General features: G+C 63.8%; 22 protein-coding genes. 10 read left to right on the top strand and 12 right to left on the bottom strand.

The features are described from left to right. Nucleotides 1-31: 31 nt before the first annotated feature. Complete coding sequence (locus ACLIMP_RS12390) at nucleotides 32-712, bottom strand: SDR family NAD(P)-dependent oxidoreductase (protein WP_324695765.1); 681 nt, start codon at nucleotides 710-712, stop codon at nucleotides 32-34. Nucleotides 713-872: 160 nt separating this feature from the next. Beyond that, nucleotides 873-1,352, bottom strand: coding sequence for a peroxiredoxin (locus tag ACLIMP_RS12385; RefSeq protein WP_185997144.1), 480 nt, complete (start codon nucleotides 1,350-1,352; stop codon nucleotides 873-875). A gap of 174 nt (nucleotides 1,353-1,526) precedes the next feature. On the opposite strand from ACLIMP_RS12385, the gene ACLIMP_RS12380 reads away from it, so the two are divergent. Beyond that, nucleotides 1,527-2,012, top strand: coding sequence for an S-adenosyl-L-homocysteine hydrolase (locus ACLIMP_RS12380; protein ID WP_443477883.1), 486 nt, complete (start codon nucleotides 1,527-1,529; stop codon nucleotides 2,010-2,012). A gap of 193 nt (nucleotides 2,013-2,205) precedes the next feature. Next, nucleotides 2,206-4,410: a TonB-dependent receptor gene (locus ACLIMP_RS12375; RefSeq protein ID WP_324695760.1), complete on the top strand. Its 2,205-nt coding sequence runs from the start codon at nucleotides 2,206-2,208 to the stop codon at nucleotides 4,408-4,410. Nucleotides 4,411-4,552: 142 nt separating this feature from the next. Here ACLIMP_RS12375 and ACLIMP_RS12370 read toward each other — a convergent pair whose 3' ends face one another. Further along, complete coding sequence (locus ACLIMP_RS12370) at nucleotides 4,553-5,242, bottom strand: TetR/AcrR family transcriptional regulator (protein ID WP_324695758.1); 690 nt, start codon at nucleotides 5,240-5,242, stop codon at nucleotides 4,553-4,555. 110 nt (nucleotides 5,243-5,352) lie between these two features. Here ACLIMP_RS12370 and ACLIMP_RS12365 point away from each other — a divergent pair, with 110 nt between their 5' ends. From ACLIMP_RS12365 to ACLIMP_RS12355, 3 genes are read left to right on the top strand one after another with little or no spacing between them, the layout of a single operon-like run. Continuing rightward, complete coding sequence (locus ACLIMP_RS12365) at nucleotides 5,353-6,465, top strand: LLM class flavin-dependent oxidoreductase (RefSeq protein ID WP_443477882.1); 1,113 nt, start codon at nucleotides 5,353-5,355, stop codon at nucleotides 6,463-6,465. Nucleotides 6,466-6,520: 55 nt separating this feature from the next. After that, on the top strand, nucleotides 6,521-7,108 hold the full coding sequence (locus ACLIMP_RS12360; RefSeq protein ID WP_324695755.1) for an NADPH-dependent FMN reductase: 588 nt from the start codon (nucleotides 6,521-6,523) through the stop codon (nucleotides 7,106-7,108). Further along, on the top strand, nucleotides 7,105-9,486 hold the full coding sequence (locus ACLIMP_RS12355) for a beta-glucosidase (RefSeq protein ID WP_324695753.1): 2,382 nt from the start codon (nucleotides 7,105-7,107) through the stop codon (nucleotides 9,484-9,486). The genes ACLIMP_RS12360 and ACLIMP_RS12355 overlap by 4 nt, the downstream gene beginning before the upstream one ends. A 74-nt stretch (nucleotides 9,487-9,560) precedes the next feature. Here ACLIMP_RS12355 and ACLIMP_RS12350 read toward each other — a convergent pair whose 3' ends face one another. Beyond that, on the bottom strand, nucleotides 9,561-10,772 hold the full coding sequence (locus tag ACLIMP_RS12350) for an MFS transporter (RefSeq protein ID WP_324695751.1): 1,212 nt from the start codon (nucleotides 10,770-10,772) through the stop codon (nucleotides 9,561-9,563). A gap of 153 nt (nucleotides 10,773-10,925) precedes the next feature. On the opposite strand from ACLIMP_RS12350, the gene ACLIMP_RS12345 reads away from it, so the two are divergent. The 4 genes from ACLIMP_RS12345 to ACLIMP_RS12330 all read left to right on the top strand — a co-directional run bounded on the left by ACLIMP_RS12345 (nucleotide 10,926) and on the right by ACLIMP_RS12330 (nucleotide 15,069). Then, the gene (locus ACLIMP_RS12345) at nucleotides 10,926-11,210 is read left to right on the top strand and encodes a Gfo/Idh/MocA family oxidoreductase (protein ID WP_324695749.1); all 285 of its coding nucleotides are present in this window, start codon (nucleotides 10,926-10,928) and stop codon (nucleotides 11,208-11,210) included. Nucleotides 11,211-11,310: 100 nt separating this feature from the next. Continuing rightward, a complete protein-coding gene (locus ACLIMP_RS12340) occupies nucleotides 11,311-11,943 on the top strand; it encodes a gluconate 2-dehydrogenase subunit 3 family protein (RefSeq protein WP_443477881.1) in 633 nt (210 codons plus the stop codon). 1 nt (nucleotide 11,944) lies between these two features. Next, the gene (locus tag ACLIMP_RS12335) at nucleotides 11,945-13,639 is read left to right on the top strand and encodes a GMC family oxidoreductase (RefSeq protein ID WP_324695746.1); all 1,695 of its coding nucleotides are present in this window, start codon (nucleotides 11,945-11,947) and stop codon (nucleotides 13,637-13,639) included. A gap of 5 nt (nucleotides 13,640-13,644) precedes the next feature. Next, nucleotides 13,645-15,069 carry an MFS transporter gene (locus ACLIMP_RS12330; RefSeq protein WP_324699056.1) on the top strand — a complete coding sequence of 475 codons (1,425 nt, stop codon included), beginning with the start codon at nucleotides 13,645-13,647 and terminating at the stop codon, nucleotides 15,067-15,069. Between the two features lie 60 nt (nucleotides 15,070-15,129). Here ACLIMP_RS12330 and ACLIMP_RS12325 read toward each other — a convergent pair whose 3' ends face one another. The 7 genes from ACLIMP_RS12325 to modA all read right to left on the bottom strand — a co-directional run bounded on the left by ACLIMP_RS12325 (nucleotide 15,130) and on the right by modA (nucleotide 20,359). Continuing rightward, nucleotides 15,130-16,176: a family 43 glycosylhydrolase gene (locus tag ACLIMP_RS12325; protein WP_443477880.1), complete on the bottom strand. Its 1,047-nt coding sequence runs from the start codon at nucleotides 16,174-16,176 to the stop codon at nucleotides 15,130-15,132. Next, nucleotides 16,121-16,735 carry a family 43 glycosylhydrolase gene (locus ACLIMP_RS12320; RefSeq protein ID WP_443477879.1) on the bottom strand — a complete coding sequence of 205 codons (615 nt, stop codon included), beginning with the start codon at nucleotides 16,733-16,735 and terminating at the stop codon, nucleotides 16,121-16,123. Before ACLIMP_RS12320 ends, ACLIMP_RS12325 begins: the two co-directional genes overlap by 56 nt. Continuing rightward, entirely contained in the window at nucleotides 16,732-17,124 is a 393-nt protein-coding gene (locus ACLIMP_RS12315; protein ID WP_324695742.1) for a C-glycoside deglycosidase beta subunit domain-containing protein, read from the bottom strand. Before ACLIMP_RS12315 ends, ACLIMP_RS12320 begins: the two co-directional genes overlap by 4 nt. Then, a complete protein-coding gene (locus ACLIMP_RS12310; RefSeq protein WP_324695740.1) occupies nucleotides 17,124-18,128 on the bottom strand; it encodes a sugar phosphate isomerase/epimerase family protein in 1,005 nt (334 codons plus the stop codon). The genes ACLIMP_RS12315 and ACLIMP_RS12310 overlap by 1 nt, the downstream gene beginning before the upstream one ends. A 117-nt stretch (nucleotides 18,129-18,245) precedes the next feature. Next, nucleotides 18,246-18,881 (bottom strand): molybdenum ABC transporter ATP-binding protein, encoded by a 636-nt coding sequence (locus tag ACLIMP_RS12305; protein WP_324695738.1) that lies wholly within the window; start codon nucleotides 18,879-18,881, stop codon nucleotides 18,246-18,248. Continuing rightward, on the bottom strand, nucleotides 18,871-19,572 hold the full coding sequence (gene modB, locus ACLIMP_RS12300) for a molybdate ABC transporter permease subunit (RefSeq protein WP_443477878.1): 702 nt from the start codon (nucleotides 19,570-19,572) through the stop codon (nucleotides 18,871-18,873). The genes ACLIMP_RS12305 and modB overlap by 11 nt, the downstream gene beginning before the upstream one ends. A gap of 16 nt (nucleotides 19,573-19,588) precedes the next feature. Further along, on the bottom strand, nucleotides 19,589-20,359 hold the full coding sequence (modA, locus tag ACLIMP_RS12295; protein WP_324695733.1) for a molybdate ABC transporter substrate-binding protein: 771 nt from the start codon (nucleotides 20,357-20,359) through the stop codon (nucleotides 19,589-19,591). 279 nt (nucleotides 20,360-20,638) lie between these two features. On the opposite strand from modA, the gene ACLIMP_RS12290 reads away from it, so the two are divergent. Next, nucleotides 20,639-20,845 carry a hypothetical protein gene (locus ACLIMP_RS12290; protein ID WP_324695731.1) on the top strand — a complete coding sequence of 69 codons (207 nt, stop codon included), beginning with the start codon at nucleotides 20,639-20,641 and terminating at the stop codon, nucleotides 20,843-20,845. A gap of 31 nt (nucleotides 20,846-20,876) precedes the next feature. Here the strand turns inward: ACLIMP_RS12290 and ACLIMP_RS12285 are convergent, their stop codons facing one another. After that, nucleotides 20,877-22,316, bottom strand: coding sequence for an efflux transporter outer membrane subunit (locus tag ACLIMP_RS12285; protein ID WP_324695729.1), 1,440 nt, complete (start codon nucleotides 22,314-22,316; stop codon nucleotides 20,877-20,879). Between the last annotated feature and the right edge of the window lies 1 nt (nucleotide 22,317).

Genomic DNA, 22,317 nt, shown 5'->3' with positions numbered 1-22,317 from the left:
CCTGAAAGCGGCGCCGGGCAAGCCTGCGGGCTCACCCTCCCCGTGTGACGGGGATCAGGGCGCCGGTGATCGAGCGTCCTGCATCCGAGGCAAGGAATCCGATGACTTCGGCGATGGCCGAGGGCTGCACCCAGGTGGAGTAATCGGCGTCAGGCATGTCGGCACGATTGGCCGGGGTGTCGATGATGCTGGGCAGCACGGCATTCACGGTGACGCTGGTGCCCGCAAGTTCTTCCGCAAGAGCTTCGGTCAGGCGGTGGACGCCCGACTTGGAGGCGGCATAGGCGCCCATGCCCGCGCCGGCCTTGATGGCGGCCCCGGCGCCGATGTTGACGATGCGGCCGGCCTCTGACTTCCGCAGTTCGGGTAGTGCGAGCTGGGTGATGGTGGCGGCGGTTGTCAGGTTCATGGCCTGCATCTTCGCCCAGGCAGCGATCGATCCGCCTTCCAGCGTTTCCCAGGTGAAGCCGCCCGCGACGTTGACCAGCACGTCTATCCCGCCGTGCGCCGCAACGATCTGGGCCAGTGCTTCGCCGGTGGCGCCGGCGTCGGCCAGGTCCACGCCGCCGATATCCAGTGCGCCTGCGAGCGGCTCTCTGGCGGCAGGGGCGAAGTCGATGCGGGCGACCTTGTTGCCGGCCTGCGCGAATGCGGCGGCGACAGCGGCGCCAAGAATGCCGAAACCACCGGTGACGATAACCGAACGTGCCATGAAAACTCCTCGCTTTGTGGCGACGCTAAACGTCCCCCGGCAGCCGGGCAAGGCGATCAGGACAGGAGAGGGCAAGCCAACGCCCCGTCGATGGAATGGACGTGAAAAAAGGCGGCCCTCCCACAGGAAGGCCGCCTTTTTTCCGGTTTTCGCAGGGCGCTTAGAGCTGGCCGAGCATGTAGTCTGCCGAGCTGACCTCGAACGCACCCGGCGCCTCGACGTTGAGCTGTTCGACCACGCCGTCGTTGACGACCATCGAGAAGCGCTTGCCGCGATGGCCCATGCCGAAGCCGGTGCCATCCATGACGAGGTCGATCGCCTTCACGAAATCGCCGTTGCCGTCGGACAGCATGGTCACATCACTCGATCCCGAAGCCTTGCCCCACGCACCCATGACGAAAGCATCGTTGACGGCGGTGCAGGCGATTTCGTCGATGCCGCTGGCCTTCAGATCGGCCGCCTTGTCGACGAAGCCGGGCAGGTGCTTGGCGGAGCAGGTCGGGGTGAACGCGCCGGGGACCGAGAACAGCGCCACTTTCCGGCCTGCGAAGAAGTCGGCGCTCTGTACCGGTTCAGGGCCGCTCTCGGTGGCCTTGATGAGCTTTACGTCGGGCAGCTTGTCACCAACGGCGATGGTCATGGTGTGAATCCTTCTCATGCAAATGAACCGCAAGGACCGCAGATATAGACGCCGAATGCCTTCCGGCAATGAGGCTCGCAGGCCGGGGTGCCTGTTTAGGTGATGTTAACTACGTTATGGGAATTTTCCTAACGAGACGGGAGCCAATTCCCGCCAAGGAGGAGGAGCACCATCATGCGCACCTGCCTTGCGAAACGCCGGGTTCGAGCCGGATCGCTGATCGCTGCCGTCTGCGTTGCCACGTTGGGATTGGCACCGCCGGCCGCCGCCCTGCATGCTGACGCCAGCGCGGAACGCCTGCAACGCCTCGATGCGATGCTGAAAGTGACAGCCATGCGCTGTGAAAACACCGGCGACGATTTTCAGGCCGACTATCGGACATTCAGCCGCGTGCATCGTGGCGATCTCGATCTCGCCGCGCGCCGGGTCAGGGCTGATTACGTTCACCTTTATGGCGTGAAGAACGGTGTCCGGGCGCTGGACCGGCTGTATGGCGTCATGGTCAATCAGTATGGCGCGGGCCATCCATGGCTGAACTGTGCGCAGTTGCGCCAGGTGACTCAGGGCCTCGCCATCGCCGTCGGGAGAGACCCGCTGGTGGAAGCGGCAGGGCAACTTCTTCCCTACAGGCAGCCGGCATCCGCGTTCGCGGCGCACTAACGCTGTAAACAGCAATATCGAAAGCGGCGTGTTTCCAGGGCGATAGCTCTGGCAGCACGCCGCTTTTCTCATGTCCCGCAGTTTGGACCGCTCGCCGCTTGACGGGGCGCGATTCGCGTCATAATTAGAATAGGTATTCCGGTTTTATAAAAGGTGCGCCGAGTTGAGGGTAGCGCCGACATGGGAGAGTTTGATGAGACTGGCATTCGTGCTTCTTTCGACGTCCGCGCTGGCCGTTCCTGTCATGGCCCACGCGCAGACTGCCACTCAGGCAAGCGATGATACGGCCGCGCAGAGCCAGGGTCTGGGCGATATCATCGTTACGGCAAACCGCACCGCCTCCGACGCGCAGGACACCCCGATCGCGCTCAACGTCTACTCCGGCGATGCACTGCGCGATGCCGGCGTCGTGTCGGTCCGGGACCTCGCCCTGATCGACCCCAGCGTGAACATCTCGCCTTCGGCGGGCGCAGCATTCGTTGCAGTGCGCGGCGTTGCCTCCACCGACGTGACGGAGATCGGCGATCCTTCCGTGCCGATTGCACGCGACGGATTCTACACCAACCGACCGTTCTCGATAAACGCCTCGATGTACGATCTCGCGCGTATCGAGGTGCTCAAGGGGCCGCAGGGCACGCTCAACGGGCGCAACTCCACCGGCGGTCTCGTCAGCATCATTACCAACCGGCCGCAGTTCTCCAACGGGGGCTACAGTTCGGTCGAAGTGGGCAACTTCGGTACCTTCAACGGGGAGATGGGCGCCAATCTCGCGGTGAGCGACAACTTCGCGATCCGCGCTTCGGGCACTTTCATGACCCATGACGGCTACCGCAAGCTGGACGCGCCGACGAAGGATGCCGACGACGAGAATTTTGCATCGGGTCGGCTTCAGGCGCTTTATCAGTCGGGTGGCTTCTCGGCATGGGTTTCCTACCAGCACGACTCCCGCAAGGTCCATGGCGATGCCGTGCTGCGGGGGACGCTCGGCGGCCCTCAGCCTGACCTCGACGATATCGGAGACTTCGTGGGTACCACGCCGATTTCCACGCGGCTCGAAGGGGACCGCGTTCGCTGGGAACTGGCCTACAACACCAGCGGCAACCTGAACTTCATCTATTCGGGCGGCTACGACGAACAGCACTGGAAAAACGTGGTCGATGCCACCGGGCCATCCTATCCGGCGAACCGCCAGTTCCGCCAGAGCGAGACCCCCAAGACCTGGAACCACGAATTCCGCGTGAGCAATGACTCCGCTTCGCGTCTGTTCTTCCAGGCGGGCTATTTCCGGTTCCAGGAGAACAACACCGTCGATTCCGGGCTCTACAACCGCGACATGACCGGCGACTTTGCGATCGGCGGCCCGCTGGCGGCACTGGGGCAGCCCGATCAATACGGCATCAAGTTCGACTACAGGATCAAGACCCGCTCGCAGGCGGTCTTCGGGCAGGTCGATTTCGATCTTACCGATCAACTCGAACTGAGCGTGGGCGGCCGCTACACCTGGGACAAGAAGAGCCGCACAGGTCAGGCCGTGCTGGACCTTGCAGCTTTGGCCAGCCCGTTCATCTCTGCGGACCCGATCGTTACGCCGGGTGAAGGCAAGCTCAGCGAGAGCCAGCCGACCTGGCACGCCGGGCTGAACTACCATCCCACGCCCGATACGCTGATCTATGCGAAGTACGACCGCGGCTACAAATCGGGCGGCTTCAATTCCAACGGCAGCGCGGCCTCGATACCCTACGGTCCGGAAAAGCTGGACGCCTTCGAACTGGGTACGAAGAATTCGTTCCTGGGCAACTCGCTCCAGATCAACGCTGACGTCTTCTACTCGAATTATCGGGGCTATCAGGCCTCGCAGACATCCAGCGTGATCGACGGCGGCAGCGGCATCTTCAATGTCGGCAATGCCAAGATCTTCGGTGCCGAGGCGGAAGTGAAGGCGCTGGTGGCCGAGCATACGCGGATCGGCGTCAACGGCACTTACCTGCACACCAAGTTCGGCAACGGTATCGAGGTCAACGATGGCGACAACAGCCCCGTGGATATCAGCGGCAACCGTCTGCCAAATGCCCCGACGTTCACCGTGACCGGCTCACTGGATCAGGACTTCCTCTTCGCCGGTGGAAAGGTCACGGCTCATCTCGACGGGAAGTATTCCTCGAAATATTACTTCTCCGTTTTCAATCTGGATGATGTCTCTACGGAAGACTTCTTCATGGCGAATGCGTCTCTGGCCTACCAGCCTGACGTTGGAGGCTGGAAGATCCAGGCTTTCGTACGCAACATCTTCGACAAGAATGTGCTGGCCTATGCGCAGCAGAACTTCGTGTCGTTCACCAACAATTACCAGTTCCAGCCGCCGCGCACTTACGGCGTCCGGGCGAGCGTGAATTTCTGATGTCTCGGTGATCCTCCGCGGGCGGGCGCGCTTCTCCTCCTGCAAGCGTCCGCGAAGGCACCATATCGCCGGGCAACGATCGGGGGCGCAGCTACTGGCTGCGCCCCTCTTTTTCATTCCCGCGCTGGAGAAGGCAATGCGCCTAGAGGTCAGTCGTGAGGTAGGCCAGGCACATCCGGCCCAGTTCTATCTTCAGTTCCTTCCAGTCCTGAGGATGGACGGACTCCCCGGTCGAGCCGAGGCTCAACTGTCGGGCAAGGGTGGCGAAGATGATCTGATAGGCGGCATTCGCCTTGCGCTCCTGATCGGTGCCCCCGAACTGGTCGCGGTATTCCAGCATGGCGCCGATGCCGAGCGCCGCGGCGCGATTGGCGCTCTGCCGGCCGGGTTCGGCGACCAGTGGATCGAAGGCGGCGCGGGCCATGCTCTGGCGGAGGAGGGGGGCCTCTTCCCGCAGCAGCTCGGCGTAGTTTTCGACGAAGGCGGGAACGACGGTGTTCAGCGAGCTGGATACTCCACGCACCCGCTCCATCATCTCATTCTCGCGCTCTTCCATGCGTTTGAGGTGATCGCCGATAACCGCGCGGACGAGGTTCTCCTTGCTCTCGAACCGCAGGTAGATCGAGCCGATCGAGACATTGCCGGTCTGGCTCACTTCCTGAAGCGTGAACTCCTCGCTTCCGCGTTCCAGCATGAGCTTCTTGGCGGCACTGACCATCCTTTCGAGCGAAGCCTTGCTGCGCCCCTGCTGGGGCTTTCGGCTGACGGAATCGACGGCCAGTTTCTTTTCGGCCTTTTTTTCGCCGGGGCGGGGCTTTGCGCTTGTTGACATGACCGCAACAAACAGCCTATCGAAATAAGAACGTCAATTCTAATTCAGTTTTATTTCACACTGAACCGCACGCCATCGCGGCGGCGGCTATGGCCCCAAGGGAGGGGAAGATGCGCTTTTCCGTTTTTCTGAACGCCCGTTCGCTTGGTCCGGATCAGGACCGGAAGCTGATGAAGGACCTTGAGGGTCACGCAAAACTTGCCGCCGAGCTCGATTACGACGCGATCTTCCTGCCGGACCACCACTTCAACGGTTACATGCCGGTGGCGAGCGACAGCTTCATTTTCGCAGGCTACCTGGCCGCGCAGATGCCGAAGATGCATTTCGGCTTCTCCGTGGTTTCGGTGCCGTTGCACCACCCGGTGCGCCTTGCCGAGCGGATCAACATTCTCGACCAGTTGACTGACGGCAAGCTGCTGGTCGGCGTTGGTTCAGGCACGACGCCGGAAGAGATGATCGGCTTTGCGGTCGACTACAAGGACGCGGGCGCGATCGCGGAGAACAACCTTGCGCTGGCACAACAGCTCTGGGCCAAGCAGATGGAAGATCCGGCGGTGGTGATCGACAACGGACCTTACAAGGGCCGCGTGCTACAGCGCATCACGCCTTCGCCCTATACGCCGGGCCATGCGCGGTTGATGCCTGTGGCGATGAAGGAGGCCAGTTCGCGCCGCGCGGCCGAGAACGGCTGGCCGGCCTTCATTCCCGCTTTCACCCCGCCCAAGATCGGCGGCACCGAGCCTTTCGCGCACGTCAAGAAGTGGTTCGATATCTACAAGGGTTTCCTGCTTGAAGCCGGGCATTCGGACGAAGTGGTGAAGGCCGCGCTCGACTGGACGACACATACCTATCAGGTGGTCCATGTTGCAGAGAGCGACGACCAGGCGCGCGAGGAACTGGAAGCGATCCTGCGCAGCTACCAGGACGCGATCGAGCGCGAGGCCGAGTTCAATGCGCGTGCCGAAAGCGACGATGCCAACAAGAAGACCGACCGCACGCCGGACGCTTTGTCCGACGACTGGATCGGCACCTGGTGCCTCTACGGCTCGCCGGAAACGGTGGCGGAGCATCTGGCGCCTTACGCCGAACTCGGCATCGGCAATGTGCTGTGCGGCACCACTACGGGACCGTTGACCGAGCAACGCCTTGCTTATGGCGACCAGACCCTGCGCCTGATGGCCGAAAAGGTGATGCCGGCGTTCAAGGCCGCCGTTCCGGCTTGATGGCAAATAGAATGGCGCGGCCCGCAAGAAGGCCGCGCCGCTTGAGGAGAATGCGATGACCGTGATTTCGTCCGCCGCGCCCCGGCGGGTCGTGGGGCTTGGCGGCACGTTCCGCCAGGCCTCGTCCAGTGAGCGGATCGTGCGTGCCGTGCTTGTCGAATGCGCGGCACTGGGCGCGGAAACCGTGATGTTCGATGGGGCGGCGCTTGCCGCCTTGCCGCATTTCAACCCTGAAGGCCCGGACCGCACGCCCGAAGAGCAGGCGCTCGTCGAGGCCGTCCGCAGCGCGGATGGGATCGTTATCGGCAGCCCCGGCTATCACGGGGGCTATTCCGGCCTCGTGAAGAACGCCATCGACCTGCTTGAAGACTTGCGCGGCGATCCAAGGGTCTATTTCGATGGGCGTCCGGTCGGCCTCGTGGTGACAGCGGCGGGTTGGCAGGCTTGCGGTACCACGCTTTCGGCGATGCGCGACGTGGTTCACGCGATGCGCGGCTGGCCGACACCGGTAGGCGTTGCGGTCAACTCGGTGGAGCAGAAGCCTTTCGCGCCCGACGGTACGCTGGCGGACGAAGGCATCGCCCGCGCCGTGCGTGCGCAGGCGGAGCAGATCATGGGTTTTCGGACGGAGGCAGTGGCATGAGCGACGTGACCCTTTCACAAGCATGCGCGCTCACCGCGGGCGGCGCGATGTGGGCCACTTTCGCGGTGCCCGATGCGGGCATTCCTGCCTTCACCATGTCCGATGGACCGCTCGGTATCGCCAGCGGCAAAGTGGATGAGCGCGACATCGCCTTGTTAAGCCCATGCTCGACCCTGCTCGGCGCGACCTGGGATCGCGACCTGACCCGCCGCGTCGGCGCACTGGTCGGCAGCGAGGCCGTCTTGCGCGGGGTGGATGCGGTGCTGGCGCCCAACCTCAACCTCGCACGCAGTCCGCTGGCAGGCCGGGCTTTTGAGTATTTCTCGGAAGACCCGGTGCTGACCGGTGTGCTCGGGGCGGAATGGGTGAAGGGCCTGCAATCGACCGGCACCGGCTCGGTCGCCAAGCATCTGGTCTGCAACGATAGCGAGACCTCGCGTGACGAAGTCGACGTGCGCGTGGACGAGAGGACTTTGCGCGAAGTCTATCTGCTGCCATTCCAATATGCTGCAGACGCGGGCTGCGTCGGGTTGATGGCCGCCTATAACCGCGTCAACGGGTCGTGGTGCTCGGAGCAGGCCCATGTTCTTACGCAAGTCGTCAAGCAGGACTGGTGCTTCGAAGGCCTCATCATGAGCGATTGGTTCGGCACGCATTCCAGCGAAGGCACGATCAATGCCGGCCTCGATCTGGAAATGCCCGGACCTTCGCGGTTCATGGGGGGCAAGCTGGAAGCGGCTGTCGCGGCAGGGGCGGTCGATCCGGCGCGGGTGGAGGATGCTGCATCACGCATCGCTGCGGTCGCGCGCCGGATCACCGGCGACAAGGCGCCGCCGATACCTGCTGCCGAAGCCGAGGCCCTGCTGGTAGAGGCTGCCGCGGCCGGATTTACCCTGCTGCGCAACGAAGGCGATATGCTGCCGCTCGTGCCCGGAACGGTGAAGACGCTGGCGGTGATCGGCCCCAATGCCTGGGCGCCATGCTTCCAGGGCGGCACTTTCGCCAAGATTTCGATTTCGCCCGATGCGCCGACGCCGGTGGAGACCTTGCGCGCGGCCTACGGCGCTTCGTGCGAGATCCTGTTCGAACCCGGTGTCGATCCGCAGCCGCGTCTGCCGAACATGAGTGTGACACCCGCGCTCGATATCGGCGACGGCTGCACGAGCGGCATGACGCTTGAGTACTTCGGTGCGCCGGATTGCGTGGGCGACGTGCTCACACGCGAGACGCGCGATACCAACTCGCTTGTCTGGTTCGTCGGGGTCCACGATCAGGCGCGCTTTACCGAACCGGGCTCGGTGCGTGCCAGCGGGCGCTACACCGCGAAGCGCGCCGGCGCGCATATGCTGCACCTCGGCTCTACCGGCGCGGCGCGCATTCTCGTCGACGGTGAGGAAGTCATGCGTGCAGGCGGGGAGATCCCGGCGGGCGACGTGATGGGCGTGCTCAAGCGCGGCGATTCCGATCATGTGAGCTTCCATCTCGCGGAGGGACAGGAAGTGACGATCGCAGTCGAATTCTCGTGGACAGGGGGCCGTGTGCAGGGCTTGTGGTATGGCCTGCGCGGCCCCGGCAGTGCCGAGGAAATGCTGCAGGCCGCGGTCGATGCAGCGCGTGCGGCGGATGCGGTCTTCTTGATCGTGGGAGAGACTTCGGACTCCAGTGTCGAGAGCAAGGACCGCGCCGACACCCTGCTGCCTGCCGAGCAAATCCACCTGATCGAAGCGGTGACGGCTGCCAATCCGCGCACGGCGGTGGTCGTCAACGTCGGCCATGCTTTTGACAGCGCGTGGGAAGACAGGACGGCGGCGCTGCTGTCGGTCTGGTATCCGGGGGAGGGCTTCGCCCGCGCTCTGGCCGACGTGCTTTCCGGTACGCGCGAGCCGGGTGGCCGTCTTCCGGTGACCATGGCTGCGGATGAGGGCGACTACCCGGCGTTCGCGCTTCAGCCTGCAAGTGACGGCACGCTGACCTATTCGGAAGGCACACTGCTGGGCTATCGCGGTCTCGCAGCGAGCGGAAAGGCTGCGCGTCATCCGTTCGGCTCGGGCATGGGCTATGCGCGCTTCGCGTGGGCGAGCGCTGCGGTCGAAGGAGGCATGCTGCACCTCACCGTTACCAACACCTCGGACCGCACCGGCAGCGATGTCGTGCAGGTCTATCGCGATAACCCCGAGTGCGCGCTGGTGGGCTTCGCCCGCGTCGAACTGGCTGCGGGGGAGAGCCGCCGCATTGCCGTGCCGCTCGAACCGCGCGCGCTGCAGCGCTGGGGCGAGCAGGGCTGGGAACCCGTAGCCGACCATCTCGTGCTGCGTCTTGCGCGCCATTGCGAAGATGAGGGGCTGACCTTGGAAATGGAGATTGCTGCGCTCGCCTGAAGCGCAGCAATCCCAAAGAAAAGGCCCGCCGGGATCGCTCCCGGCGGGCCTTTCTTATGCGCGGCGTTGCCGGATCACGCCATCAGCGGCGTTCGCCTGCGTGTCATGCCCATGCCGAGCGCGGCGAGGGCGACTGTCAGCGAGAGTACGCCCGCGCTGAGGAACGCGCCCTGCATGGAGCCCGTCGCACCATTCGCCTGATGAACGAGCACAGGCGAGATGAACTGTCCGAAGAAGAACGATCCGGTCCAGATGCCCATGCCCCGGCCGCGATGCTCGAAGGGGAACTTGGTCTGGGCCCAGGCGATGAGAGAGGGCACTGCCATGCCCGCGCCGGTCTGCTGGATGGCAAGGCCGACGATCATCTCGCCCGGGTTGCGGGCAAGACCGATCACGGCAAGGCCGGTGCCGAGAATCGCAAGGAAGGCGCCGAGCTGTACGCCGTTGGATCGGCCCGAGAGGATACGGAACAGCAGCGCGCCGAGAATGACGAACAGGCTGGGAAGGAAGCTCATCTTGGCGACGGCGGCGGGATCGGTGACGCCCACTTCGCCGAAGGCAATGCTGCCGTTGACGATGAAGACGTAGTACTGTGCGGCCGAGAACAGCGTCAGCGCGGCGACGCCGAGCGCGGCGCCGACCGGGAAGCGAGCCTTCTCGCCGGTCGGCTCTGCCGGAGTTTCATCATGTGCCGCGCGGCCCTTGGGTTCGTAGAGGAACGCCAGCATCGCGAAATAGATCGGGAAGGCGACCAGATAGACGAGGAAGCCGCCGTTCCACCGCATCGAGGCGACAAGCCCAGACATCAGGATCACGCCCGAAGCCAGGAACGGCCCGATCACCCCTTGCAGGAACAGCCAGTTTCGGCGGCTTTCGTTATCCCAGTAATCGCCGAGCAGGGTGTTGACGATGGTGAGGATGCCCGCCTCGCAAACGCCCAGCGCCAGGCGGCTGGCGAAAATGTGGTTCAGGTCGTCGAGGAAGAACGGCAGGGTGCCGAACAGGCCGTAGAAGAACGTGCAGATCAGCAGCAGCCGGCGGCGGCCGAATTTGTCCACGAACCAGCCCGCGAACGGTGCGAGGATCGCGATGGTGAGGCCCGGCGCGGTGACCATGAGCGGCACTTTGGCCGCGGCGTCCGGGTCGGTCTGGAAGTGGGCGATCATCGATGCCACGATCGGGAACATCGAGACGATCGCGAAGATCGGAAGGAAGGCCGCGATGACGATCGTCATGCCCTGCGGCTTCATGGTGAGCTTGCTGAAGAATCGGGAAACCGGGTTCATGCCTCTCCGCCCGCGCCGCTGTCCGGCGCTATATTAGAATTTCTATTCCTGTTTGATATCGGCGTTTCTGACCGCGGTCAATGCAATCGAAGGCCTTGACCTGACCCCTCATATAAAATTAGAACCATCATTATAAATCATACGAGAGGAAGCATGACGAAAGCGCGCCTGCGGATGGGCATTGTCGGCAGAGGGCCGGGGTCGTTCATTGGCTCGGTCCACCGAATCGCTGCCGAAATGGACCGCGAGATCGAACTGGTGGCGGGCGCTTTCAGCAGCGATGCCGTGCGCTCGCAGCAGGCGGGAGAAAGCTATCGCATCGATCCGGCGCGTGCCTATGCCGATCTCGAGACGATGCTGCGCGAAGAAGCCGCGCGTGAGGACGGGATCGATTTCGTGGCGGTGACGACGCCGAACTTCCACCATCTCCCCGCCTGATCGAAATGAGACGGATCATGAAGACGATAAAGGGCCTCTCTCGGATCGCAGGCCAGGAAGCCGACCATGCGGGCAATGCGCCGACAAGGGATATCGACGCATGAGCGCTCATAATTCCGGCTGGAACCGCCGCGAATTCACCGCGGGTGCGGCGCTGCTGGCGCTGGCTCTGGGCATTCCTGCAGCGGGCGTGAAGCTTACCGCTCTCGACGAGCGCGAACTGCCGAGCGACCGCCAGCGCAATCTGATCGCGGAGGTTTCCGATCTCGTGATCCCGCGCACCGATACGCCTGGCGCGAAGGACGTGGGGGTCGGCGATTTCGTCGTGCTGGCGCTTGCCCATGGTCTTTCCGGCACGCGCGCGCCGATGGCCGCAGGCATGGTGACGGCGGCGCTTGAACCGTTCCGTCGCCGCGACGGTTCGCTGCGCCATCTCCCATGGCTGGAACACACGCTCGACCGCGCGGCGGGCGGCGATTTTCTGCGACATGACCCGGCGGAACGTGTGCGGCTACTGACGGCGCTCGATACCCAGGCTTTCGCCCAAGGCGCGCCACCATCGCCGTGGACGGCGATCAAGGGGCTGATCCTGACCGGCTACTACACCAGCGAAGCCGGCGGATCGCAGGAACTTCGCTATGAACTGGTGCCCGGAAAATGGGAGTGGGACATCCCTCTCAAGCCCGGCGACCGCGCATTCTCCAGCGACTGGACCGCAGTGGATTTCGGCTGACATGACCAACAACACGCAATTCGACGCTATTGTCGTTGGCTCCGGCATTACCGGCGGCTGGGCGGCCAAGGAACTGACCGAGGCGGGCCTTACCGTCCTGATGGTCGAGCGCGGCCGCAATATCGAGCATCAGACGGGCTATGAGACCGAACTCAAGGCCCCGTGGGAAATGCCGTTTCGAGGGCAGGGCGACGCCGAGCTTTATGCCCGCGAATATCCGGTGCAGATGCTCAACCGGCATTTCAACGAGTTCACCGAAGGCCACTTCGTCAACGATGCCGAGCAGCCCTACCAGAAGGCGAAGGGCAAGGACTTCGACTGGTTCCGCTCCTACCAGCTCGGCGGGCGTTCGCTGACATGGGGGCGGCAGTGCTACCGCTGGTCGGACTATGATTTCGGCGCCAACAAGCGGGATGGTTTCGGCACCGACTGGCCGATCCGCTATGCCGACCTTGCCCCGTGGTACGACAAGGTAGAGGAATTCGTCGGCGTATCGGGCGCGGCGGAAGGGCTGGCCCAGCTTCCGGACGGCCGTTTTCTGCCGCCGATGGAATTGAACTGTGTCGAGGCGGCCGTCCGTGAGCGGATCCGGGCGAAGTATCCGGACCGGGTGATGACAATCGGCCGCACCGCGAACCTTACCGAGGCACGTCCCGAACAGGGCCGGGCGCACTGCCAGTATCGCAGCATCTGCGCGCGCGGCTGTTCCTACGGCGCCTACTTCTCGACGCAATCGGCAACACTGCCGGCGGCGAAGAAGACCGGGCGGCTCAAGGTCGTTACCGACGCGCAGGTCCACAAGGTGGATTACGATGCGAAGACCGGCCGGGTTACCGGGGTGCGCTGGATCGACACGAAGACTGGCGAGCACAAGGTTGCCTATGCCCGCGTGGTGTTTCTGAACGCGGGGGCGTTCAACTCGGTCCACCTCATGCTCAACTCGGCTAGCGAAGCGATGCCTCGCGGCCTTGCCAATTCGAGTGGGGTGCTCGGCACGCACATCATGGACCATGCCAATACGATGGCGGCCATGGCGGTGATGCCTGGATTCGAAGGCCGGACCAGCTTCGGCAATCGGCCCACCGGCATCGTCATCCCGCGTTTCCGCAATCTCGACACGCTGGACGGGGACGGCTTCACGCGCGGCTATTCGTTCCAGGGCGGCGCGCTGCAAGGCACCTGGACGCGCGGCAAGCGGATGGGCGGCATCGGCAAGGATTACAAGGAAGAGCTGCACCAGATCGGTCCGTGGACGATGGTGCTGGTGGTCTTCGCGGATTCGATGCCGCGCGCCAGCAATCGACTGACGCTGAGCAACCGCACGGACCCGCGCGGCGTCCGCCAGCTCGAGATTGCCTTCGAGCATGGCAAGGAGGAAATGGCGGCGCTTGCCGATGCGCATCGCGAGGCGACCGCGATGCTGACCGACGCGGGCGGCCACGTCATCATGGGCTTCGACAAGCCGGGCCATGGCGGCACTTCCATTCACGAAATGGGCGGCGCGCGGATGGGTTGGGACCCAGGGACTTCGGTGCTCAATCGCCTTAGCCAGGCCCACGACATTCCAAACCTGTTCGTCACCGATGGCGCACAGATGAGCTCATCTGCCTGCCAGAACCCTTCGCTCACTTACATGGCGCTCACTGCGCGGGCCTGCGCGACGGCGGTTTCGATGCTGAAGGAAGGCGTAATTTGACCGCCATGGCATCGCCGTTTCCGGCGCAGGTCATGGACCTGACCGAGCGACAGAAATCGCTGGCCTACCTGACATTGATGGTGGCGCTGGTTCTTGAGATCGTGGACGTCACCATCGTCAACACCGCGCTGCCGGTGATCGAACAGGACTTCGGCGCGGCGGCGGCACAGGCGCAATGGGTCGCGGCGGGCTACTCGCTGGCATTTGCCCTGCTGTTGATGCTGGGCGGCCGGCTGGGGGATGCTTTCGGCTACAATCGCCTGTTCATTGGCGGCGTGGCGGGCTTCACGTTTGCCTCGATGCTTTGCGGGCTCTCTCGCAGCCCTGAACAACTCATCGCCGCGCGCGTGCTTCAAGGCGGAGCGGGGGCGATGATGGCGCCGCAGGTCATGGCATTGATCCAGGTCCTGTTCCAGCCACTGGAGCGCGTGGCGAAGCTGGCATGGGTCGGCGTCATCGGCGGCCTTTCAGCCATCTGCGGGCCGATCATCGGCGGCGTGCTGATCCATGCCAATCCCTTCGGCCTGGGGTGGCGCAGTGTGTTCCTCATCAACGTGCCGGTCGGCGTGTTGGCAGTGATCGTCGCGTGGAAGTTGCTGCCTTCTGCGCGTTCGTCCCTGACGCGCGGGATCGACGGTGGTGGAACCATGCTGTTCGCCGCGTCTATGGCTGCGATGCTCTATCCGCTTGTGCGGGGGCATGACCTTGGCTGGCAACCCTGGCATCTCGCCTTGCTCTTCGCGGCTCCGATCATGCTGGCGCTGGTCTGGCGGCGGACCGAGAGACGCGCAAAAGTCGGGGCCGCGACGCTTTATGCGCCTGAACTCTTCCATCAAAGGCAGTTCGCGCTTGGCCTTGCGATCGCGCTGGCATTCGGCGCGGCGACGGGCGGCTTCCTGTTCGTCTTCGCATTCGGGGCGCAGAAATTGCTCGGTTTCTCTCCACTGGAAACCGGCCTGCTGCACATCCCGTTCAGCGCCGGGGTCATGCTCGGTATTGCCTTTCTCGGCCGCAAGCTCGTGACGAGCCACGGCAAATGGGTGCTGGTAGGCGGGATCACGCTGATGGCATTGTTTGCCGGAGGCACTCTGGCGTGGATCGAGACCGACGTGTCGTTCTGGTGGGCACTGCCATGTCTTGCTCTTGCCGGGACCGGCATGGGCATGACCAGCGGCCCGCTGACGCCGGTGATCCTCGCGCGCGTCGACCGGAGCCATGCGGGCACGGCAAGCGGTTTCATCAAGACGGTGCAGGAACTCGGCATGGCGCTGGGCATCGCCATAGTCGGTACGGCCTTCTTCGCCGGTGCGCCGACAGGAGAGGTCGGCGCGGTCCTGCCTGCGATCGCCGCCATCGAAGGGCTGATGCTGATATGCCTGGTTCTGGCGTTCCGGCTTCCGGCGCCCTTGTTCCCCGAACATGACGCGTGACTGGAATTGTATTCCATAGCGAGGGGGAGGGCGGCCAGGCCGCCTCCCCCTCGTAGCCGATCAGGCAAGCGCCTTGTAACGATAGTCCCTGAAACGTGCCGAACCCTTGCCGCTGGCGAAGATCGCCGGGCGCAGGCTTGCCAGGTCGTCCATGGTATTGGCGTGGTAGCCGGAGACTTCGCTGCGAACAGCGTGGCGAACCCACTCACCACCTGGCGTGCGGTGATACATGGAGACGATTTGCCGATCGTTGACGATCCGCAAGTCGATCCTGCTGCCTTTCTCCACCGGCTCCTGCCAGTAACTCGCCTTGCCGCCACGATAGCTTACCATGCGCTCGCCATCGTAAGCCATGCCGAGGAACAGCCGGTCGTTGAAGAACAGGAGCAACCCTGCAGACGCACCGTCCGTCAGCTCTACAGAGACTGAGCACTCGTAGGCGTGATCGCCGACAAGGTGGGTCAGCGGAGAGCAGTCCTGCGGTCCGGTGCCTTTCGCTGCAAGTGTCAGCGCATTGCCGCCGACGGTTGCCCGTGCACCAGCGCCCGGGGCCTGGTTGTAGAAACGCCAGCGCGAGCCGAGAGACTGGCCTGAGAAATCGTCCGACCACGCCATGCCGTGCGGCCCCGCCTCGCCCCCGGAAGGCTTGGCGAGCGGGCGTGCAAGGTCGGCGCCCATCGCGTGAGGCCAGCCCTGCTTGTCCCACCGGATCGGTTCGAGCAGGGTCTGCCGACCGAGCGTGTAGAAGCCGTTCTCATATCCGTGATAGACGGCCCACCAATCTCCCGCAGGACCTTCCACGAAGGTGGCGTGACCGCGGGACAGCCATTTGTCCGCAGGGTTCCAGGTGCGGATCACGGGATTGTGAGGGCAGTCCTCCCAAGGCCCGTGAACCGAGCGCGAACGGGCCACCGTCACCATGTGGCCGGTAGGGGGGCCGGCGGTGCCGCCCACCGCTGTCACGAGATAAAACCAGTCGCCTCGCCGGAACAACTTGGGGCCTTCCAGCGAGTAGGCTTCGGTCACCCAGTCGTCAGGATATTTCCACCCGTCATAGACTTTCTCCACCGGACCGTCCGTGGCGAGGCCGTCGTCGGTCAGGCGCACGCGGTTGACACCGGACAGGAAGATAGCGTTTGCCGTTTTCACCCACGACATGGCCGGGGTCGATCAGGCCGCCGATGCCGAGGTCGACCGGCTCGCTCCACGGTCCGCGAATATCGTCCGCGTGGCTGACACAGATGTTGGCGAAGCTTTTGAGCCCTTCCGACCACGGCGCCGCCATGAACGGAATGTAAATGTAATATCGCCCTTCATGCTTCACGAGATCGACCGCGAAGACCGTGCCCAGCGGCTTTTCCAACGCGGAAGCTATCGGCGTCCAGTTCACGAGATCGCGCGAATGCCAGATCAGCAGTCCGGGCGCGGCTTCGAAAGAGGAATGCGTGAGATAGTAGTCTTCGCCGTCTTTGAGAATCGTCGGATCGGGATAGTCGCCGGCGAGTACTGGATTGAGGTAGGTGCCATCCCCTTGATCGGCCCGGCGCTGGCCCTCGATCCCGTTCCTCGCGGGAGGCTTCCCGGCGGCGGCGAGCGCCGGTGCGGGAAGGCCCGTCACCAGTCCTGCCACCGCGCCCAAATGCAGCGCGTCACGCCGGTTCATCATGCCTCGAGCGAGACGCGCTTGGCATCGGTGTTGATCGACGGGAAAGGCAGGTAGGAAACACGGAGTTGCTGGAGCAGAGCGAGTTCGTGCTCGCCATCGGGGAACCCGCCCGGATGATCGACAAGGATCGTCGCCGCTGTCCCGAAGGGCCACCGCCGGTCGTAAGCGGTTTCCATCTCGTCCAGCGTGATGGCGCCTCCGCCTTCATCGAAGCGAACCGCCGCGCGCGGAAGCGAGGCCCCGTCGATGGACACGTCCAGCTTCTCGATCATCGAGAGGCCAAGCCCGCGATAATAGCCGAGCTTGGCCTCGAAGGAGAACCCCGTGGGCGCATCGGCCGGGCCGGTGTTGCGCAGCGAAGCGGCGTCGATAAGATACTTGTCGAACATCAGGCGGTCTCCAGTTCCGCTTCGGCCTTGGCTATCAGGCGCTCGAACATCACATGCTGGCGGCGGACCTGCTCGCGGCTGTCGACCGGCGAGACGTCCTGGATCCAGCGATTGCCTTCGTATTCGCTCGAAAGCGTGCCTTCCCAGCCGCATTTCACCAGTTCGGGTATCACGTCGTCGTAGGCGATAGTGGGGTCCGTGCAGTCTTGTGCCATGCCGTAGAACTTGGCCTGTATATGGCGGAAGTACGGTGCATAATCGCCGATCCGTTTAGGGTTGGCGTAAGGCGCGTGGCGCAGTGTCTCGGCCATGGCGATCTCGGCCTTGTTGCCGCCCATCTTCACCGCGACTTCGTAGATCGTGTATTCGCACATGATCTTCTGTTCGTGCTGGTCGACGATGAACTGCGCCACTTCCGGCCGCGCACCCTGCCGTTCGAAGCGGGCGCGGAATTCCGGCGGGTAGTGTTTCATGAAGATGCCCATGTCGGGCAGGATGCCTAGATGCTTCGTGCCGATCCGGTCCGCCACGTCGATGGTGCGGAGGATCCATGCATGTTCGAGATGCCACGGTGCATGGACTTCCACGCCCATGTGGACATCCAGTTCCTCCGCATGGGGCACGCATTTTTCGAGGATGTCGGGGCGCACGAAGACAAGCACACGCATGTTGCGGATGCCGAGCCGGTTGCAGAGCACGAGGTCGCGCCGGATACTTTCCACCTGCTCCTCGTCCGAGAGGGTCTCGCCCTTGCGCAGCTTGGTGTCGAGGAACATGTCGTAACAAGTGAAATGCGCGCCGTGGCGGGCCAGCATGTCCTGCCAGCGCGCCACTTCCGCATCGTCGATGTGGGGGAAACGCGGCATGTTCTGTTCGGGCAGGATCTCGATCCCTTTCGCGCCGATTGAGGCGCCAAAGGCAATGCAGTCCTCAACCGACATCTGCCCCAGGAACATTTCTTCCTGGAAGCTGTAAAGGCTCACGCCCCGTTCTATCTTCGCCATCAACCCCTTCTCCCGGGCGTGCCCGTGCAGCGCCTCATAGTATTAGAATTACTATTCCTGTTTGTGCGAAACGCAGGGGGCTGTCAATCTGGCGGGGCCGCAATTTTTGAAAGTCCGTCAGCCGCGCCGTTCGATGGCGATGACGCGGTCGGCAAGCCGGTCCACTTCGGCACGGTCATGGCTGACATAAAGGATCGGCAGCGCCAGTTCGTCGCGTATGCGCTCGATCACGGTCAGGATTTCCTCACGCCTTTCGGCGTCAACCGAGGCGAGAGGCTCGTCCATCAGAAGGAACCGCGGACCGGAAAGCAGGGCGCGGCCGATTGCCACGCGCTGGGCTTCGCCGCCCGAAAGCGTCGCGGGCATGCGCTCCAGCAGATGGCCAATTCCGAGAAAGCCCAGCGCGGTTTCCAGATCCATCCAGCGTTGGCCAGCAGGTGCAAGGCGCCACCCGTAGAGCAGGTTGTCGCGTACGGACCGATGGGAAAAGAGCCGCAGGTCCTGGAACACGTAGCCACAGCGGCGCTGTTCGGGCCTGAGATCTATCCGCTTCGTGCTGTCGAACAGCACGGTGTCTTCGACATGGATGCGGCCCTGGACAGGCCGGGCAAGGCCGGAAATCGCATCGAGCAGGGATGTCTTGCCTGCGCCTGACGGACCGAACAGTGCCGTCAGCCCGCCTTTTTCCGTGCGGAAGGCATAATCGAAACGTTCCGTTCCGCGGCGGAGCGAGATGTCGAGGTCAAAGGGCATGATGGGCACGCCCCTGACCGCTGCGCCGCGCCAGCCACTCGGACGCCACGAGGGCGATAACGGAGACGAGGATGGACAGCACGGCAAGCCGCGTGACCTGCCACTCCGCACCGGGCATCTGCAGCGCGCTATAGATCGCGAGCGGGAGGGTCTGCGTCTCGCCGGGAATGTTGGAGGCGAAAGTGATCGTTGCGCCGAATTCGCCGATAGAGCGGGCAAGGCCCAGCACCAGGCCAGCCAGAACGCCCGGCATTGCCAGCGGGAGGGTGATCGTTCGGAACGTATGCCAGTGCCCTGCACCGAGCGTCCGGGCTGCGTCTTCAAGGCGGCGATCCACGGCTTCGATAGAAAGCCGCATCGTACGAACCATCAGGGGGAGAGCCATGACCGCAGCTGCGAGCGCGGCGCCGGTCCAGCGGAAGATGAAGGTGAGGCCCAGCCATTCGGCGAAAAAGCGGCCCAGCGGTCCGTTGGTGCCGAACGCGATCAGCAGCAACCAGCCAGTGACGACAGGGGGCAAGACCAGGGGCAGGTGAACCAGTGCGTCGATCAGCACTTTGCCCGGAAAGCGCCAGCGTGCCAGTATCCATGCCAGGGCGAAGGCAACAGGTAGCGCGGCCACCATGGCAACTCCGCTCACCTTTAGCGACAGGATCAGGACCTGCCATTCGTCGGGAGTGAGCAGCGTCACGAGCGGAAAAGGTGCGTCAGCGCGTGCCGAAGCCGAAGCGGCGGAACACGGCCTTGCCTTCGGCGGAGATCAGGAACCGGCGAAATGCCTCGGCATCGCGGTGTCGGGATGAGGCGAGAACCGCGACCGGGTAGCTGATCGGATCGTGCGAGGATGGGGGGAACGTATCGGCGACCCGCACGCCGGGTTCGGCTTTCGCATCAGTGCTGTAGACTATGCCGAGCGGCGCGGCGCCCCGGCTGACCAGCGCGAGGGCGGCGCGAACGTTTTCGGCCGGTGCGAGCCTGTTCTGGACCGAGGGCCAGACCTTGAGCCGGGTCAGTGCCTGTCGGGCGTAAAGTCCTGCGGGGACCGCATTCGGGTCCGCCACGGCCAGCCGGCCGGAGCCGAGCGCGGCGGCCAGCGGAAAGCCGGGACGGATCTTGATGCGCACAGGCTTTCCGGCGGGGGCGATCAGCACCAGGTTGTTGGTGAGAAACGATACGCGGGTCTTCGGGCGCAGAAGACCCTTGGACTGCACTTCGTCCATCCAGGGCTCGTCCGCGGAGATGAACAGGTCGGCAGGGGCGCCGGCCTCGACCTGGCGGGCAAGGGCGGAAGATCCCGCGAAGGAGATTTTCGGTCGGGAATGGCCTTTGGCGACCCAGGCATCCGCGGCGGCGTTCATCGATTCCTGGAGACTGGCCGCAGCAAGCACGAGCGGACCTGACTGCTGCGCCATGGCCGAAGGCGAAAGTGCCGTGAAGGCCGCAAAAAGCGAGATCAGAATGGCGAGAAGCCGGCGCATCTTCGAATGATCTCCAGGTTTGGCTGTATTCGTTCGTATATGGCCTGAGGTCGTGTTTGCAAGGCAATGATGGCTCGGAAATTCATGCGGAGGGCTGGTCTGAATCGGAACATCTTTTCCAAGCGGTCTATGCGGGAGTACTCTGTGCAAGCTCAGGGGAAGGTGTTAGCATCGTCGATGCGCGAACAGTTCCAGGCCGTCACGCCAAAAGACGGACGGGCATGGAACCGGCGGGGAAACCGCCGCGTGCTGGTTGGGATGTCTTGTGGGGATGACTTGATGAAGGTCGCTGAAGAAGGAATTATCCGTTTCGAACGCCGTCCGGACCAGCTTGCTGGCCTGCAGATGGGGATCAGTTCGGGATTGGTCTATGCCGGGCAGGACGCAGGATCGCGGGATCAGGTCCATGACGCTCGCGGGTTGTTGATCGCGGTGGGCCTTTGCGCCTGTTGCTGGCTCGGGCTCGGTTACTTCCTGCTTACCTGAGCGCGAAAGCGGCCCGGCTCCGGGTGCCGCGTCAGTTCTCGCTGCTGTCCGTCACCCAGCCTCCCGCCGTGGCGACGTAGAGCCGCGCCACGTTCCGGTATTGGCGGCTGCGCGTGTCGAGCAGGGTAAGCTGTGCACGTTGATAGGCACGGTTGGCGTCGAGAACCTGCAGCACGCCGCTGTTGCCCACCTTGAAGCTGCGGCGTGACAGGTGGAGCGAACGATCGGCCAGATCGGCAGCGGACTGTCGTTCGGCGAATTCACGGTTGTCATTGCCGAGCGCCGAAAGCAGCCCGGAAACCTGCCCGAAAGCTTCCGTCACCACTTGCTGGTACTGCGCCGATGCGCCGCGTGCTTCGGCCTCGGCGCCGCGCTTTTCCGCTTTCAGCGTGCCGCCATGGAAGATCGGGGCCGAGAGGCCCGCGAAAATATCGAAGGCATTGAAGCGACTGCTGGTGATCTGTCCGGGTTGCGAGGTCTGCTGCGTCAGCGACGCGCCGATCGTCACGTCGGGATAGAGTTGGGCCGTCGCCACGCCGACTGCGGCAATGGCGGCATGAAGCCGTGCTTCGGCTTCAAGAATGTCAGGCCGCTTGTGAACCAGCGCCGAAGGCAGGGCGACGGGTACGCGTGCGGGCAGGGTGAACTGCTGCAGGGTGAAGGGAGTAGGGCCGAGTTCGGCGGGTGATATTCCGAGCAGCACGGCCAGCATGGCGCGCCCTTCGACAAGCTGCTGTTCGAACGAAGGCATGTTCGCGCGGTCTTCGGCGAGTTGGCCCTGCGCACTGAGCACTTCCACCAGAGTGCCGTCCCCTCCCTTGCGCCTGGCCTCGGTCAGCGTAACGTTTCGTTCGTCTTCCGAGAGAAGCTGGCGCACCGTGGCGATGCGGTCGTTGAGTGCGGCGATGGCGAGGACCTGTTCGACCACCCGCCCGGCGATGAGCAGGTGCGCGGCCTGCGTGGCGCGGCCCTCGGCTTCGGCTTGCGCCTTGGTCTGTTCCAGCGCACGAGAGTTGCGACCGAACAGGTCGAGGTCGTAACTGATCCCGGCCCCCAAAGTGTAGAGGTCGAATTCGGGATTGGGAATTTCGGCGCCACCAAAACTGTCGGACAGGCCGAAGGCGGCGAGGTTGACGCGTTGATACTCGGCGCGCCCATTGGCATCGACTTGCGGAAGGCGGCGACCGGCAGCGGCGGCGATGCGCTCCCGCGCCTTTTCCAGCGTCGCGCGGCTTGCGGCGAGCGAATGGTTTCCGGCCAGTGCGCGCTGCACCAGGCTATCCAGTTCGGGAGATGCAAAAGCGTTCCACCAGCCCGCTTGCGGGCCATCTCCCAGCACTGCGCCGGGGTACGCGCCTTGAGCATACCCCGGCGATGCAGAAGGCGGCGGCGGAGCCGCGAAATCCGGGCCAACCTTCATGCAGGCGGCGGTCAGCAGGAGCGGTAGCAGGACGGAGGCCTTGCGGAACACG

This window comes from Novosphingobium aeonii (assembly GCF_052279045.1).
Lineage (GTDB): Bacteria > Pseudomonadota > Alphaproteobacteria > Sphingomonadales > Sphingomonadaceae > Novosphingobium.
Note: the sequence above shows the minus strand (reverse complement) of the source record. Positions and strands in the feature narration are given on the sequence as shown.